Here is a 16,513-nt window from a genome sequence, read left to right on the forward strand (position 1 = left end):
AGGGATAAAAGGATTATCGACGGTGGGGGACAGGAGGAGGACTCTTGAGATATTATTTGATTGCGTTACTCATTCTTTTATCGGATCAAACCACAAAATGGCTCGTTGAACATAAAATGAATCTGTATGAATCGATTCCGGTGATTGACGGTTTTTTCTATCTGACCTCGCACCGGAACCGGGGAGCCGCATTTGGCATTTTGCAGGATAAAATTTGGCTGTTTGTCTCCATCACGCTGATTGTCATTGGCTTTGTGGTTTATTACTTATGGCTGGTCAAAGATGAAAAAAACCCATGGATGCCGACGGCGTTTTCCCTGATTTTGGGCGGTGCCGCCGGCAATTTGATCGACCGGATCCGGTTGGGAGAAGTGGTGGATTTCCTGCATTTCCAATTCGGTGCTTATCAATTTCCGATCTTTAATCTTGCGGATTCATCGATCGTGGTCGGCGTTTTTCTGCTCGTGGTGTTGACTTTTGCCAGTCCCGCGGCAGAAAAAGAGCCTTTAACCAAAGTGAGGGACACACAATGAACGAGTCATGGGAAAACATGGAGCATTATGAATGGACAATCGATGATTCTGCAGACGGGGAGCGGTTAGACAAATTCCTTCCCCAAAAAAATGAAGAATGGTCGCGTGCACGGGTTCAAGAATGGATCCGTGCCCAATTGGCTTGGGTGAACGGAAAAAATAAAAAAGGAAATTACCGTTTGAAGCAAGGGGATGTGGTCACCCTCAATGTCCCGCCGGTCACAGAGGCCGAAATCCGCCCGGAACCGATTCCCTTGGACATCCGTTATGAAGATGAGGATGTCATTGTGGTGAATAAACCCCGGGGGATGGTGGTGCATCCGGGACCGGGAAACAACTCGGGAACGTTGGTTCATGCGCTTTTGGCCCATTGCGGGGATGAACTGTCGGGGATTGGAGGGGTTGCCCGCCCCGGAATCGTTCATCGCATTGACAAGGACACCTCCGGGTTGTTGATGGTGGCTAAAAATGATCTGGCACACCAGTCGTTGGCGGCACAATTGAAGGAGCACTCGGTTGAGCGGGTGTATGTTGCTTTTTGCCATGGCGTGATTCCGCACGATCACGGCACAGTGGATGCCCCCATCGGAAGGGATCCCAAACACCGTCAGCGAATGGCTGTGATCTCTCAAAACAGCAAACCGGCGGTGACGCATTTTTTTGTGCGGGAACGATTTCAACAGGCGACATGGGTGGAGTGCCGGCTGGAAACGGGCCGGACGCACCAGATTCGGGTACATATGAAATATATCGGGCATCCGCTCATTGGGGATCCGGTCTACGGTCCGAAGAAAAATCCCTATGCGATTGAGGGGCAAGCCCTGCATGCACAAGTGCTCGGCTTTACGCACCCGAGAACGGGCCGGCGTATCCGTTTGGAAGCGGAGTGGCCGGAGGATATGAGAAAAATTTACAAGGCATTAAAGCAGCCGTTTTGTTGACAATCACAAAACCAACCGGTATGATACAGATAAGTGAAAAGGAACCTTTAAATCCAGTCCAGTGAGGCTGGCAAGGGCACGGAAATGTAAAAAAGGGTTGGTATGCCCTTTTTCAGGAGGTCTTTGTCTGCCGTCTGGCAAGACAAAGACTTTTTTTGTGCCGCCGAAATCAAAGAAGGGAGTTCTTGAAAGCATGGGAAAGGAAAAAGTGATCTTGGATGAAGCAGCGATTCGCCGGGCGTTAACCCGAATTGCACATGAAATTTTGGAGCGGAATAAAGGCGTGGATGACTGCGTTCTGATCGGGATTAAAACCAGAGGGATTTATCTGGCTGACCGGCTGAAAGAACGGATCCATCAGATTGAGGGAAAATCCCTTCCTTGCGGTGAGTTGGATATCACGCTTTATCGCGATGATTTGACGGAAAAAAATGATCAACCCGAAGTGCGGGAAACCAACATCCCGGACATCAACGGAAAAAAAGTGATTTTGGTCGACGATGTTTTGTTTACGGGAAGAACGGTTCGGGCCGCCATGGATGCTTTGATCGACCGGGGACGGCCGCAGATGATTCAATTGGCTGTCCTCATTGACCGCGGGCATCGCGAACTGCCGATCCGCCCCGACTATGTCGGCAAAAATGTTCCCACCTCCCGGGCGGAAGTGGTTTCGGTTTATCTCTCGGAAGTGGATGAGGGAGAAGAACGGGTCAGTATCCGACAACAAAATCAAGGATAGCATCAATCCCTTTTAAATCGGTCCAGTGAGTCCGGCAAAGGGATGCGGTTGACAAACAAGCGCTGTATTGTTTTACTGCGTCTCTTTGCGTATGGGCAAAGAGACGTTTTTTTATCCTCAACAAAGGAGTTAAGGCCAATGAGTTCACAAAAAATTGTCATGGATGTGCATGAAAAACCCAAAGCTTTGTCATGGCTCTTTCTCAGCTTTCAACATTTGTTCGCCATGTTTGGCGCCACGATGCTGGTGCCGTTGTTGACGGGGATGAATCCGGCCGTCGCACTGTTATCCAGCGGAATCGGGACGCTGGCCTATTTGATTGTGACACGGGGCAAAATCCCGGCATATCTGGGGTCTTCGTTTGCCTTCATTGTTCCGGTGATCACCATTTCCCAAGGAGGAAAGCATCTGGGTGAAGCGTTATTCGGATGTTTCCTGGTCGGGATTGCCTACGGAGTGGTGGCCCTGATTGTATACCAGTTTGGCGTGAAATGGCTGGATCATTTGCTGCCCCCGGTTGTAATCGGCTCGGTGGTGATTGTCATCGGCCTTTCGCTGGCAGGCACGGCGGTGGACATGGCCAGCAAAAAAGAAGTGATCGTGGACATGCCGCAAACCGCAAGCGGATGGGCGGCATTGGACGGAACCATTCAATCCGTCGATCCGGAAAATGAAAAGGTTCAATTGCAGGTTTATTCTTTGGAGAACTTTATCGTGGCACTTGTCACCTTGGGAATCGCCATCACGGCCAATTTAGCATTCAGCGGATTCCTTCGCTTCATCCCGATACTGCTTGGGCTGATTGGCGGATACCTGACGGCTTTGATGATGGGGATGGTGGACTTTGCCACGGTGAGGGAAGCCCCGTGGTTTGCCGCTCCTGAGTTGACGGCACCGGTCGTTTCGTGGCATGCGGCTGTGGTGATGTTGCCGGTGGTGTTGGTGGTGTTGGCCGAACACATCGGACACTTGGTGGTACAAGGAAACATCATGGGCAGAGACTTGGTGAAAGATCCCGGATTGCACCGTTCTTTGTTGGGGGATGGGCTTGCCACCAGCATCGCTGCCCTGGTCGGCGGCCCTCCGGCCACCACTTACGGGGAAAACATCGGGGTGATGGCCATGACCCGCATTTTCAGTGTCTGGGTGATCGGAGGAACGGCTGTCCTGGCTGTCATGTTCAGTTTCGTGGGAAAAATATCGGCACTCATTCAAACCATTCCCACTCCGGTGATGGGCGGCGTTTCGATCCTGTTGTTTGGTGTCATCGCCTCCAGCGGGTTGCGGATGCTGATTGAAAATCAAGTGAACCTGGATAACCGTCGCAACCTGGTGATTGCATCGGTCATTCTGGTGATCGGAGTCGGAGGGGCGTTGCTGAAATTGGCCAACATCCATCTGGAATTGGAAGGGATGGCGTTGGCAACCGTCACCGGCATTCTGCTCAATCTGGTCTTGCCTGAAAAAGATTCGCGGCAAAAAGAGTTGGCGGAAGCAGCCTGACAGACAGGAGGGATTCAGTTGACTGTGACGAAGCGAAGGTTCGCCCCCAACCATTTGTTTGATACCAAGGATTTATCCAGAAATGAAATACAAACGCTTTTGGACCGGGCGCAGTATTGGGAGGAGCATTGGCAACCGGGACATGCACCGTATCAAGGGCGGTTTGCGGCAAATCTGTTCTTTGAGCCGAGCACCCGGACCCGCTTTTCCTTTGAAGTGGCCGAAAAAAAGTTGGGAATGGAAGTGATTCATTTCTCTCCGGAAGTTTCCAGCACGGCCAAAGGAGAGTCGCTGTATGACACGGTCAAAACCTTGTCTTCGCTCGGAGTCCGTGTCGTGGTGATCCGGCACGCCGACCCCTGTGTTTTTCAGGAATTGGCCGACCGGCTGCCGGAATGCGCGCTCGTCAATGCCGGAGCCGGATGCCTGGCCCACCCGACACAAGCCTTGTTGGATTTGTACACCATGAGGAAGCATTTTAAAGAGTTGGAAGGAAAGAAAGTAGCGATGATTGGCGATATCAAGCACAGCCGGGTGGTGCGTTCCAGTCTCTGGGCGTTGTCCCGGTTTGGCATGGAGATCATGGTGAGCGGTCCGGATGGAATGCGGGATGAAGAGATTGAACAACTGGCGCCTTATGTGCCGTTTGAAGATGCTCTCCGGGAAGCTGATGTGGTGATGATGCTGCGGGTGCAGTTGGAACGGCATGACCAAACGCTGTTTTCTTCTGCACAAGCGTATTTCAGGCAATTCGGGCTGACCCGTAAACGGGCCCGGCTCATGAAGCCGGATGCCATCATCATGCATCCGGGACCGGTCAACCGGGGCGTGGAAATTGCAGATGAAATGGTTGAAGATCAGCGTTCGAAAATTTTCGAACAGATGAAAAACGGAGTTTGGGTGCGGATGGCGGCCTTGGAAAGAGCGATGGGAGGGGATTTTCGTTGCGTATCCTGCTGAAAAACGGGAACTTGTTGGATCCGGAAAGCAAAGAATTGGTGCAAAGAGATTTGTGGATTGACGGGCAAAAGATCCGGGCGATTGCCCCGGAGATCCGTCCCGATGAAGAAGTGACGGTGATTTGGGCCGACGGAAAACTGGTTTGCCCCGGGCTGATTGATATGCATGTTCATTTGCGCGAGCCCGGATTTGAGCAGAAAGAGACGATCGAATCGGGATGCCGGGCGGCGGCGCGCGGCGGATTCACAACGATTGCGCCGATGCCGAACACCAACCCTGTCACCGATTCGCCGGACAAAATTAAAGAAGTGATCAATCGCGCAAAGAAAACCGGTTTGGCCCGGGTTTTGCCTTATGGTGCCATCACCATCGGACAGCGGGGAGATGAATTGACCGATATGGCCGGCATGAAGAAAGCCGGGGCAATCGGTGTCACTGATGACGGGGTCGGCGTGCAAAGCGCCAAAATGATGAAAGAAGCGATGAAGAAAGCCGTGGCGGCAGACCTTCCGGTGGTGGCCCACTGTGAGGATGACACGCTGGCCAAAGGCGGATGCGTCCATGAAGGCGTGTTTGCAAAAAAGCACGGCCTGACGGGAATCCCTTCGTCTGCAGAAGCGGTCCATGTGGGGCGGGACATTTTGCTGGCGGAAGAGACAGGGGCGCACTACCATGTTTGCCACATCAGCACCAAAGCGTCCGTCCGGCTGGTGCGGGAGGCCAAAGCCCGCGGGCAAAAAGTGACGGCCGAAGTGACTCCGCATCATCTGTTGTTGTGTGACGAAGATATCCCCGGGCCCGATCCCAATTGGAAAATGAACCCGCCCCTCCGCTCCAAAGAAGACCGGCAAGCATTGATCGAAGGTTTGAAAGACGGTTCGATCGATTTCATTGCAACGGATCATGCCCCGCATACGGCGGAAGAAAAACAGGCGGGAATCGAACAGGCCCCGTTCGGCATTGTGGGTTTGGAAACGGCATTTCCGCTGCTTTATACGCATCTGGTCATAAAAGGTGTGATTACGTTGCACGAATTGGTGGACAAGATGACCTTGAAACCGGCGGAAGTTTTCCGGTTGCCTTACGGCCGCCTGGTGGAAGGGGGACCGGCCGATATCACGGTCATTGATCTGGACCGGGAAAAAGTGATTGATCCAAAGGACTTTGCTTCCAAAGGCCGCAACACCCCGTTTGCCGGTTGGAAATTAAAAGGGTGGCCGGTTCTGACCATCTTGAACGGAAAAGTGACATGGCAAGATGACGATTGCCTGATGTAGTGGAAAAGGAGGAGCGTCCGTGAAAGCAAGATTGCTGTTGGAAGACGGTACGTTATTGGTTGGCGAATCATTCGGGGCAGAAGGGTTTAAAAGGGGGGAAGTGGTGTTCACCACCAGCATGACCGGTTATCAGGAGATTTTAACCGACCCTTCTTATTGCGGGCAAATGGTGGTCATGACATACCCGCTGATCGGCAACTACGGGATCTCGCGCGATGACAACGAATCCCTGCGCCCTTACGCTCACGGTTTGATCGTGCGCGAGTATGCCGAATATGCCAGCAACTGGCGCAACGAATTGCCGCTGGGAACGTTTTTGAAGGAATACGGATTGATCGGAATTTCCGGAATCGACACCCGGATGCTGACCCGCAAAATCCGGATGCACGGAACGATGAAGGGAATCATCACCACCGGCGAAGAGAGTTTGGAGGAATTGAATGAACAGTTGAAGTTTCCGTTGATGCGTGACCAAGTGGCGCGTGTCAGCACCAAAAGCATTCATATTTCCCCGAACAAGGGAAAACGGGTGGTTTTGATGGATTTCGGAGCCAAACACAACATTGTGCGGGAGTTGGTGAAGCGCAACTGCGAGGTGATTACCGTTCCCTACAGTACCTCAGCCGAAGAAATCATGCGCTTCCGGCCGGACGGGGTGATGTTGTCCAACGGTCCCGGGAACCCCAAGGACGTGCCGGAGGGAATCCGAACGATCCAACAATTGATGGGGAAAGTGCCGCTGTTTGGCATTTGCATGGGCCATCAGCTGGTCGCGTTGGCCGCCGGAGCCGACACGGAAAAAATGAAGTTCGGGCATCGCGGCGGAAACCATCCGGTGAAGGAGCTGGCAACCGGACGCACCGTGATCACTTCGCAAAATCATGGGTATGCCGTCACTTCTGACTCGGTGAAAAACACCGGATTGGAAATCACGCACATTGCGTTGAACGACGGGACGGTCGAAGGGCTCCGGCACAAAACCCTGCCGGTGTTCACCGTCCAATATCATCCGGAATCGGCACCGGGCCCGCTTGATTCGGGTTATCTGTTTGACCGTTTTCTTGAGATGATGGAGTCTTTTGCACGGAAGGGAGAGACCGTCAATGCCTAAAGATTCGACCTTGAAGAAAATTTTGGTGATTGGTTCGGGGCCGATTGTGATCGGCCAGGCCGCGGAATTCGACTATGCCGGGACGCAAGCGTGTCAGGCGCTGAAAGAAGAAGGATTGGAAGTGGTTTTGGTCAACAGCAATCCGGCCACGATCATGACCGATACCAACATGGCAGACCGCGTCTATATTGAACCGCTGACTGCCGAATTTATCACGCAAGTGATTCGCAAAGAGCGTCCGGATGGTCTTTTGCCCACCCTGGGAGGGCAAACCGGCTTAAACTTGGCGGTGGAATTGGCCAAACAAGGGGTTCTAAAACGGGAAGGCGTCCGTCTTCTGGGAACCGATCTGCAAGCGATCACCCGTGCAGAGGACCGCGATTCGTTCCGGGCATTGATGCAAGAGCTGGGAGAGCCGGTTCCGGAAAGCGCAATTGTGCACACGGTCGATGAAGCGCTCCGGTTTGCCGGAGAAGCCGGCTATCCCGTGATCGTCCGGCCCGCTTACACACTGGGCGGAACCGGAGGGGGCATTGCCAAAGACGAAAAAGAATTGCAAGAGATTGTTGAAAACGGGCTCCGTTACAGCCCGATCACCCAATGCCTAATTGAACAGAGCATCGCAGGATACAAAGAAATTGAATATGAAGTGATGCGCGATGCCGCGGATAACGCCATCGTGGTGTGCAACATGGAAAACTTTGATCCGGTGGGCGTACACACCGGGGACAGCATCGTGTTTGCCCCGAGTCAGACCTTGACGGACCGGGAACACCAGATGCTCCGGAATGCGGCGTTGAAAATCATCCGCGCCCTGGATATTCGTGGCGGATGCAATATCCAGTTTGCACTCGATCCGCACAGCTTCCAATACTATGTCATTGAAGTGAATCCGCGGGTGAGTCGTTCCAGTGCGCTGGCTTCCAAAGCGACGGGATATCCGATCGCCCGGGTGGCTGCCAAAATTGCACTGGGCTACACACTGGACGAATTAAAAAATCCGGTGACCGGACAAACCAGTGCTTGTTTTGAACCGGCCATCGATTATGTGGTCTGCAAAATTCCCCGCTGGCCGTTTGACAAATTTGTCTCGGCAAACCGGGAATTGGGAACCCAGATGAAAGCAACGGGGGAAGTGATGGCCATCGGGCGGACATTGGAAGAATCGCTTTTAAAAGCGGTGCGTTCGCTGGAAATCGGGCAGGATGATTTGAACCTGCCGGGAGCCGGGGGAATTCCCGGCGACAAGTTGAGAAAACGGCTGCAAAAACCGGATGATGAGCGGCTGTTTTTGCTGGCGGAATGGTTCCGGCGCGGACACAGTCTGGAAGAAGCCCATCAACTCACCCGAATCGACCGTTTTTTCCTGCATAAAATCGGACGCATCATCCGGATGGAAAAAGAGTTGCAAGCATCCGGTTCCCTTGCCCCGGAGTTGCTCAGAAAGGCCAAGCAATTCGGGATGACGGACCTGGCGATCGGCCGCCTTACAAACCGGACGGAAAAAGAGGTTCGCGCGTTGCGGAAACAACACCACATTGTCCCGGTTTATAAAATGGTGGACACCTGCGCCGCGGAATTTGCCGCAAATACCCCGTACTATTACTCGTCTTATGAATCTGAAGACGAAGTGGCGGTAAGCAAAGCAAAAAGCATTGTGGTCCTCGGCTCGGGGCCGATCCGGATCGGTCAGGGAGTCGAGTTTGATTATGCGACCGTGCATGCGATCATGGCCATCCAAAAAGCCGGCTATGAAGCGGTGATCATCAATAACAATCCGGAGACGGTCTCGACGGATTTCAATATCTCTGACCGTCTGTACTTTGAACCTCTCTTTAAAGAAGATGTTCTCAACATCATTGAAAAAGAAAATCCGCTCGGGGTGATCGTGCAATTCGGCGGGCAAACCGCTTTGAATCTGGCGAGGGACTTGCAGGATGAAGGCATCCGGTTGTTGGGCACCTCTTTGGAGGAAATTGACCGTGCGGAAGACCGGAAAAAATTTGAACAGTTGATGAGCGACCTCCAAATTCCACAGCCTCCGGGAACGGCGGTCACTTCGGTGGACGAAGCGGTAAAAGCCGCCCGGATCCTGGGATATCCGGTGTTGGTCCGTCCGTCCTATGTGCTGGGAGGGCGTGCCATGGAAATCGTCCATAACGAAATGGAACTGCGCTCTTACATGGAGCAAGCGGTCAAAGTGAATCCGGAACATCCCGTCCTGATCGACCGTTACTTGTTGGGCAAAGAGGTCGAAGTGGATGCGATTTGCGACGGGGAAAGAGTCCTCATTCCCGGTATCATGGAACACATCGAACGGGCAGGGGTCCATTCCGGGGATTCGATTGCTGTTTATCCCCCGCAAACCCTGACCGGGGAGCAAAAAGAGCAGGTTGCCCGGATCACGGAAAAAATCGCCAAAGCGCTTCACATCAAGGGAATCATCAACATTCAATTTGTTCTGTATCAAAATGAACTGTACACCTTGGAAGTCAATCCGCGGTCATCGAGAACGGTTCCCTTCTTAAGCAAAGTCACGGGAATTCCCATGGCGCAAGTGGCCACCAAAATCATGCTCGGAGTCAATTTGCGGGAGCAAGGATATGATCAGTCCGGATTGTGGCCGGAAAGTGAGTTTATTTCAGTGAAAGTGCCGGTCTTCTCCTTTGACAAGCTGACGAAGGTGGATATCGCCCTCGGGCCGGAGATGAAATCCACCGGGGAAGTGATGGGAAAAGACCGGGATTATGCCCGGGCGGTTTACAAAGGCCTGATGGCCGCCGGCATCCAGATGCCGCGCTTTGGCACAGTGGTGGCAACCATCGGGGACAAAGAAAAAGAAGAAGCACTTCCCTTGATGAAACGTTTCTATGAGTTGGGTTACCACATTGTCGCCACCCAAGGCACGGCGGAAGTTCTGGAAAAAGCCGGCTTGCCCGTGAAGCGGTTGAACAAGTTGAAGGAAGGATCGCCCTACATTTTGGATTGGATCCGCCAGGGAAAAGCCGATTTGGTTGTAAACACTTGGACGCGGGGAAGAACGCCGGAGCGGGACGGTTTCCGAATTCGCCGGGAAGCGGTGGAACATGGCGTTGCTTGTTTGACCTCGTTGGATACGGTGCAAGCTCTTTTGGAAACCTTGGAATCGATTCAATTCCATGCGGAACCGCTCAAAAAGCCGGATTTCGCCCGAGTGTTGGTGTAAAGGAGGAAGGAGGAGGAACCATGGAAAATCCGCAAAATCGTATCTTTCTCGCGTTGGATGTTCCGGATGAGAAGCAGGCAGACCGCTTGCTTTCCCTTTGGGACCCGGGCGAACGGCCATTGATCAAAGTGGGGTATCAGCTGTTTTTCTCCGCGGGACCCCAATGGGTGGAGAAACGAAAAAATGCCGGCGATACCATCTTTTTGGATTTGAAACTTCACGACATCCCCAATACGGTGGCCAAGGGGATCGAATCGCTCAGCCGGTTGGGGGTGGATTTTGTCACCATCCATGCTTCCGGCGGCAGAAAAATGATGGAGAAAGCGCGGGAGATTGCCGAGAAACATGCCGGTGGATCCCGCCGGTTGAAATTGCTGGCGGTGACCCAGCTGACAAGCACGGATCAGAGGATGTTAAACCAGGAACTCGGCATCCCGGGGAATGTACGTGAGTCCGTGCAGAAATTGGCGTCGTTGGCCTGCGATGCCGGGATGGACGGGGTGATTTGTTCGGGGTTGGAAGCCCGGTGGGTCAAACAAGCGGCCGGACCGGGATTTTTGGCGGTGACACCCGGCATCCGCCCCCAAGGCTTTTCAAATAACGATCAGAAACGAATCGTCACTCCCCGGGAAGCTGTGTTGAACGGAGCCGATTACCTGGTGGTCGGCCGGCCGGTGACACAAGCGCCGGATCCGAAAAAAGCCTTTCAGTCCCTGGTGGAAGAGATTTGTTAAAAAAGGAGTGGAACAGATGGCTTGGTCCTTGGAAAAAGCGATGAAACGAAGAGAGGTGCTGAAAGAAGGACACTTCCTTTTGTCCTCGGGTCGCCACAGCGCCCGGTATATGCAATGTGCACAGCTTTTGATGCATCCGGATGATGCCGAAAAAACGGGACAAGCGTTGGCCAAAAAATTTGCAGGCATTTCCGTGGATCTGGTGGCCGGGCCGGCACTCGGTGGAGTCATCATCGCCCATGAGGTGGCCCGCGCCCTGAATGTGCCATGTATTTTTGCTGAGAGAAAAGACGGGGTGATGCAACTTCGGCGCGGTTTTGAAGTCGCTCCCGGCCAAAAGGTATTGGTGGTGGAAGACGTGGTGACCACCGGAGGATCGGTCAAAGAAGTGATCGGGCTCTTGGAAGAAAGAAAAGCAGACGTTGTGGGCGTCGGTTCCATTGTGGACCGGACCGGCGGGCAAAATCCGTTTCGCCAGCCTTACCTGGCTTTAAAGAAGGTGGAGATCGAAAGTTTTGACTCCAAAGATTGTCCCCTGTGCAAAAAAGGGATCCCCGTCACAAAACCGGGAAGCCGCGGAAACCGATGACGATCGCGGCCCCAAAGGCTTCGCCAAGGCGGGGCCTTTTTGTTTTGCAAGCCGGTCGGGGGAAAACCCGGAAAAAGCATGGAGCAAGAGCGTGTTCATTTTTCTCATTTCATCATCTGCTAAACCGGTCAACTGCCCAGGTGACCAAAGACCAAAATCCACCGGGGCGCTCAGGCGGCTTGATCCGGAAAAGTGATCCATGATGAAGGGGCAGGCTGCATCCTGTTATTAATTGCGTTTTGCAAAATTTAAGGAGTCAGAGGAAATCTGACTCCTTTCTTCTGTTATTTTAGGTTTTGATTGTTTAAAAGCCGCATAATCACTTCTTTTTCCGGCGTGACATAGATCGTTTGTTGATGATCGTAAGTGACAAAGCCGGGGCGGGCGCCGGCCGGTTTTTTGACATGTTTGATCTGTGTGTAATCGACCGGCACTTGGGAGGAATCCCGGGCTTTGCTGAAATAGGCGGCCAACATGGCGGCTTCCAAGAGCGTTTCGTCCCGGACCTGGCTGGCGCGAATGACGACATGCGAACCGGGAATGTCTTTGGTGTGCAGCCAGATATGGGAGGAAGCGGCCAGCTTGTGGGTTAAATAGTCGTTTTGTTTGTTGTTCTTCCCGATCAGAATCGGGGTTCCGTCACTTGCCGTCGCCTCATAAGGGACGGGAGCTTCTTTTTTACGCGGCTTGTTTTGCCGGGAAGTTTTTTTCAGCCACCCTTCTTCCGCCAATTCTTCCTGAATCTGCTCAATATCTTTTAACCCGGCATTTTCGATTTGGGTAAGGACCGATTCAAGATATTCGATGTCGGCCCGGGATTTTTCGATCTGTTCTTGGTTCCATTTTAGGGATGCTTTTAATTTGTTGTATTTTTTAAAGTATCGTTGCGCGTTTTCCGCCGGGCTGAGGGTGGGATCGAGTTCAATTGTCAGGGCCGGGGCATCCGGGTCGTAAAAATTGATCACCTCAACCGTTTTTTCCCCCCGCTTGATTTGGTGCAGGTTGGCTGTGACCAATTCTCCCAGAATGCGGTAATGGTCCGCTTTTTCTGCTTGTTTCAATTCTTTTTGCAAGATCTTGATCTTTTTCTTGTTTTTATCCACTTCGTTTTTTAACTTGCGCATCAGCTGGGAGGTTTGCTGGCGGATCCGGTCGCGTTCGGCTTTGCCGTAATAAAAATGGTCCAAAAGTTGGCTGATGGAATCCGTGCGATAGACGGTTTCTTCCATATGGGAAAGCGGCCACACGGAAAATACGGTCTTTTTCCCTGTTTGCATGATCGCGGGGGCATACTCGTGATTCTTGGCCTTCTCCATCAATCGGGAGAAAGCTTCCCACAGTTGGTCACGGCTGCCCAATCCGGCCCGGTGAATGATTTCTTTGGCAATGAGCGGGCTGATTCCGGTGAACCGCTGGACGATTTGTTTGTCCAAACGGCCTTGGTTGTAATCAAACCCGGCGATAAACCGCTCTTTTGTCACTTCCAGCGGATTTTCCTTGTTTTGCGATGGCGGTTCCGTGTAGGAAGCCCCCGGATAGATTTGCCGGTATTGGCTCATGGCATGGCTGACCCGTCGAATTCCGTCAAGGACGGTGCCTGTGTCAGGATCCACCAAAATAATATTGCTGTGCCGGCCCATGATTTCGACGACCAGCTTGCGCGAAACGAAGTCCCCCAATTCATTTTTGGCGCGAAGATGGAGGTGGACGATTCGTTCCAATCCGATTTGGTCCACGCTTTCTATGATTCCGCCGTCCAGGTGTTTCCGGACCAAACGGCAAAACATCGGAGGTTCTTTGGGATTCTCGTAAGAAGACCGGGTCAGTTGGACACGGGGATAGGCCGGATGGGCCGAAAGCAGACATTTATGATTTTTTCCTTGCGAGCGAATCACCAAAAGCAATTCAAATTCACCCGGTTGATAGATTTTGGTGATTCTGCCGCCGGCAAGTGCCTGATTGAGTTCCTTCACCACAGCCCGGGTGACCAATCCGTCATATGACATAGGTTTCATCCTTTATTCCAGTTTCAAAAGTCATCACACTTTTCCATTTTACAATATCTTGGTTCCGACGGAAATCCGATTGTCCGGTTCAGGTATGTTTGACAGCTCGTCTGAATACATTGAAAGTAATCGTTCCGGAAAAAGGAGGAAGAATCTTGGCAGAGCAAGGACGTTGGATTGACTGGGAGACAGAGGATGTTGCTTCTCACTTTCAGGTGAATCCATCCGTTGGACTCCATGACAAAGAGGCGCAAGAACGACTTAAGCAGACCGGACTCAATCAGTTGTCGGAAGGGGAAAAATCTTCCCTTTTTGCTTTGTTTGTCGATCAATTCAAGGATTTCATGGTTTTGGTTTTATTGGCGGCGACGTTGATTTCCGGATTGCTGGGAGAATACACCGATGCCGTCGCCATCATTGCAATTATCATCTTAAACGCGGGACTGGGATTTTTTCAGGAGATGCGTGCGGAAAAGTCCCTGCAGGCTTTGAAAAAATTATCGGCGCCGGTTGCCAAAGTCAAACGGGATGGGGAGTGGAAAAAAATCGAAGCTTTCCGGCTGGTTCCCGGGGATATCGTGTCGGTAGAAAGCGGGGACCGGATCCCGGCCGATGTGCGCTGGATCCATACGGAAAGCTTATACGTTGAAGAATCAGCCCTGACCGGAGAATCGGTTCCGGTTAAAAAACAAAGCGAAGCGCTCTTGCGGCAGGATGTGGCCATCGGTGACCGGAAAAACATGGGATATATGGGGACCATGGTCGTGCGGGGGAGTGGAACGGGCATTGTCGTTTCCACAGGAATGGCCACGGAGATGGGAAGAATCGCCCATTTAATCAAAACGGCCGAAGGGACGGACACTCCATTGAAGCGCCGGTTGGAGCAACTGGGAAAAGTGCTGATTGTTGTGTCCCTCATTTTGACCGCGATGGTTGTTGTGACCGGAATCATTCACGGGCATGATGTGTATCAGATGTTCCTGGCCGGGGTTTCATTGGCGGTTGCCGCCATTCCTGAAGGGTTGCCGGCGATTGTGACGATTGCGCTGGCCTTGGGTGTGCAACGGATGATCAAACGGCAGGCTATCGTCCGCAAACTTCCGTCGGTGGAAACTTTGGGCTGTGCAACGGTGATTTGCTCGGATAAAACCGGAACATTGACGCAAAACAAAATGATGGTGACCCACATTTGGGCGGATCAGGTGCTGTTTCAAGTGACCGGGAACGGTTATGCTCCCGGGGGGGACATTTTGTTGGAGCAGAAAAAAGTGGATGTCCAAAAGTGGGAGTCCTTGAAAAGGCTGATGGAGATTGCGGCCTTATGCAATAATGCGTCATTTATCCAAAAAAGTAAAAAAGGGTTGTTAAACAAAAAGAGTCAATGGGAATTGGACGGCGATCCCACGGAAGGAGCGCTGCTGGTTGTTGCGCAAAAAGCGGGATTTGACCGGAAACATTTGGACAAAAAGTGGGAACGGGTAAAAGAATTTCCTTTCGATTCCGAGCGCAAGATGATGTCGGTCTGGGTAAAACAGGCGGGGAAACATTTTCTTTTTTCCAAAGGGGCGCCGGATGTTCTGTTGAATAAATGCACCCATCTTCTGACGGATGGGAAAGTGGTGCCTTTGACGGAAGCCAAGCGCAAAAAAATCATGCAAATGAATGAGCAATTGGCAGCCAAAGCATTGCGGAATCTCGCCTTTGCCTATCGGGAAATCAAACCGGCCAACCCGGACTCAATAGATTGGCAAATGGAACAACGCTTGATTTTTGTCGGGCTGACGGGCATGATGGATCCGCCCCGTCCCGGCGTGAAAGAAGCCATCCAGCAGAGCCGGCAGGCCGGGATCAAGACGGTCATGATTACCGGGGATCATCAGGCGACGGCCGAAGCCATTGCTGCTGAGCTGGAGATCAAGCGGCCCGGCGGTTTGACACTGACCGGACAAGATCTTTACAATATGAAGGACGAAGAGTTTATCAAGATTGTCAATGATGTGGATGTGTATGCACGCGTCTCGCCCGAACATAAATTGCGGATTGTCAAAGCATTGCAGAAAAAAGGACATGTTGTCGCGATGACGGGCGACGGAGTGAATGATGCCCCGGCGATTAAAGCGGCGGATATCGGGATTGCCATGGGAGGCATGGGGACGGATGTGTCCAAGGAAGCCTCTTCGCTCATCCTGGCCGATGATAATTTTGCCACCATCGTAGCGGCCGTGGAAGAAGGCCGGAATATATACGAAAATATCCGGAAATTCATCAGTTATTTGTTGGCAAGCAATGTCGGGGAGATTTTGATCATGTTTTTGGCGATGCTGGCAAGTTTGCCTTTGCCGCTTGTACCGATCCAGATCTTGTGGGTGAATCTGGTGACGGACGGATTGCCGGCCATGGCCCTCGGAGTGGATCCGGCGGAGGAAAATGCGATGCAGCGGCCGCCGCGCGACAGCCGGGAAAGCATTTTTGCCCGCGGCGTCGGATGGAAAATTGTGACCCGCGGTCTGCTTATCGGATTTTGCTCTCTGGCCGCTTTTTGGATTTCTTATGTCGAAACGCCGGAGAATCTGGTGCGGGCACAAACGGTTGCCTTTGCCACACTGGTCTTTTCCCAGTTGATTTATGTGTTTGATTGCCGTTCGCAAGGGACGATTTTCCAACGCACGCCGCTGGATAACCCCATGTTGGTGTTGGCTGTGTTGTCTTCGGCTGTTCTCTTGCTGGGTGTGATTTATTATCCGCCGCTCGGGCCGGTCTTCCACACGGTCCCGCTCGGTCTCAGGGAATGGATCCTTGTAACGGTGACTTCCACGATGCCCGTCATTCTGGCCGGATTGCTCGATGTCCTGCGCACGGTTTTTTACCGCAAACCGATGAAAACCGTCGTACAGCGATGATGGGAAGGAGAAAAG

General features: G+C 52.4%; 12 protein-coding genes. 11 read left to right on the forward strand and 1 reads right to left on the reverse strand.

Annotated features, from left to right (window positions below):
• Window positions 1-44: 44 nt before the first annotated feature.
• From lspA to pyrE, 10 genes are all read left to right on the forward strand, one after another.
• Entirely contained in the window at window positions 45-533 is a 489-nt protein-coding gene (lspA, locus tag FA954_RS05990) for a signal peptidase II (RefSeq protein WP_062843159.1), read from the forward strand.
• Window positions 534-550: 17 nt separating this feature from the next.
• Window positions 551-1,474 (forward strand): RluA family pseudouridine synthase, encoded by a 924-nt coding sequence (locus tag FA954_RS05995; RefSeq protein WP_121874252.1) that lies wholly within the window; start codon window positions 551-553, stop codon window positions 1,472-1,474.
• Between the two features lie 193 nt (window positions 1,475-1,667).
• Entirely contained in the window at window positions 1,668-2,213 is a 546-nt protein-coding gene (pyrR, locus tag FA954_RS06000) for a bifunctional pyr operon transcriptional regulator/uracil phosphoribosyltransferase PyrR (RefSeq protein ID WP_037995129.1), read from the forward strand.
• A 138-nt stretch (window positions 2,214-2,351) separates the two neighbouring features.
• Window positions 2,352-3,716, forward strand: coding sequence for a uracil permease (gene uraA / locus FA954_RS06005; protein WP_037994932.1), 1,365 nt, complete (start codon window positions 2,352-2,354; stop codon window positions 3,714-3,716).
• 18 nt (window positions 3,717-3,734) lie between these two features.
• Window positions 3,735-4,676, forward strand: a complete 942-nt coding sequence (locus tag FA954_RS06010) for an aspartate carbamoyltransferase catalytic subunit (RefSeq protein WP_206760016.1) — start codon at window positions 3,735-3,737, stop codon at window positions 4,674-4,676.
• Entirely contained in the window at window positions 4,661-5,953 is a 1,293-nt protein-coding gene (locus FA954_RS06015; protein WP_037994930.1) for a dihydroorotase, read from the forward strand. Before FA954_RS06010 ends, FA954_RS06015 begins: the two co-directional genes overlap by 16 nt.
• Before the next feature lie 19 nt (window positions 5,954-5,972).
• Window positions 5,973-7,064, forward strand: coding sequence for a glutamine-hydrolyzing carbamoyl-phosphate synthase small subunit (gene carA / locus FA954_RS06020; protein ID WP_049720279.1), 1,092 nt, complete (start codon window positions 5,973-5,975; stop codon window positions 7,062-7,064).
• Complete coding sequence (gene carB / locus FA954_RS06025) at window positions 7,057-10,269, forward strand: carbamoyl-phosphate synthase large subunit (RefSeq protein ID WP_138614923.1); 3,213 nt, start codon at window positions 7,057-7,059, stop codon at window positions 10,267-10,269. Before carA ends, carB begins: the two co-directional genes overlap by 8 nt.
• A 20-nt stretch (window positions 10,270-10,289) precedes the next feature.
• Complete coding sequence (gene pyrF, locus FA954_RS06030) at window positions 10,290-11,003, forward strand: orotidine-5'-phosphate decarboxylase (protein ID WP_037994925.1); 714 nt, start codon at window positions 10,290-10,292, stop codon at window positions 11,001-11,003.
• Between the two features lie 16 nt (window positions 11,004-11,019).
• Window positions 11,020-11,592, forward strand: coding sequence for an orotate phosphoribosyltransferase (pyrE, locus tag FA954_RS06035; RefSeq protein ID WP_037994923.1), 573 nt, complete (start codon window positions 11,020-11,022; stop codon window positions 11,590-11,592).
• A 284-nt stretch (window positions 11,593-11,876) separates the two neighbouring features.
• Here the strand turns inward: pyrE and FA954_RS06040 are convergent, their stop codons facing one another.
• Window positions 11,877-13,598 carry an Rqc2 family fibronectin-binding protein gene (locus FA954_RS06040; protein WP_037994920.1) on the reverse strand — a complete coding sequence of 574 codons (1,722 nt, stop codon included), beginning with the start codon at window positions 13,596-13,598 and terminating at the stop codon, window positions 11,877-11,879.
• 155 nt (window positions 13,599-13,753) lie between these two features.
• Here FA954_RS06040 and FA954_RS06045 point away from each other — a divergent pair, with 155 nt between their 5' ends.
• Window positions 13,754-16,498: a calcium-translocating P-type ATPase, SERCA-type gene (locus tag FA954_RS06045; protein ID WP_232357324.1), complete on the forward strand. Its 2,745-nt coding sequence runs from the start codon at window positions 13,754-13,756 to the stop codon at window positions 16,496-16,498.
• The last annotated feature ends 15 nt before the right edge of the window (window positions 16,499-16,513 follow it).

It is taken from the genome of Thermoactinomyces vulgaris (assembly GCF_005886755.1).
Taxonomy (GTDB): domain Bacteria; phylum Bacillota; class Bacilli; order Thermoactinomycetales; family Thermoactinomycetaceae; genus Thermoactinomyces; species Thermoactinomyces vulgaris.

Bases quoted from the DNA above. Each gene is read 5' to 3' on its own strand.
- FA954_RS05995 (WP_121874252.1), top strand. From the start codon at position 551: ATGGAGCATTATGAATGGACAATCGATGATTCTGCAGACGGGGAGCGG.
- pyrR (WP_037995129.1), top strand. From the start codon at position 1,668: ATGGGAAAGGAAAAAGTGATCTTGGATGAAGCAGCGATTCGCCGGGCG.
- uraA (WP_037994932.1), top strand. From the start codon at position 2,352: ATGAGTTCACAAAAAATTGTCATGGATGTGCATGAAAAACCCAAAGCT.
- carB (WP_138614923.1), top strand. From the start codon at position 7,057: ATGCCTAAAGATTCGACCTTGAAGAAAATTTTGGTGATTGGTTCGGGG.
- pyrF (WP_037994925.1), top strand. From the start codon at position 10,290: ATGGAAAATCCGCAAAATCGTATCTTTCTCGCGTTGGATGTTCCGGAT.
- pyrE (WP_037994923.1), top strand. From the start codon at position 11,020: ATGGCTTGGTCCTTGGAAAAAGCGATGAAACGAAGAGAGGTGCTGAAA.
- FA954_RS06040 (WP_037994920.1), bottom strand. From the start codon at position 13,598: ATGTCATATGACGGATTGGTCACCCGGGCTGTGGTGAAGGAACTCAAT.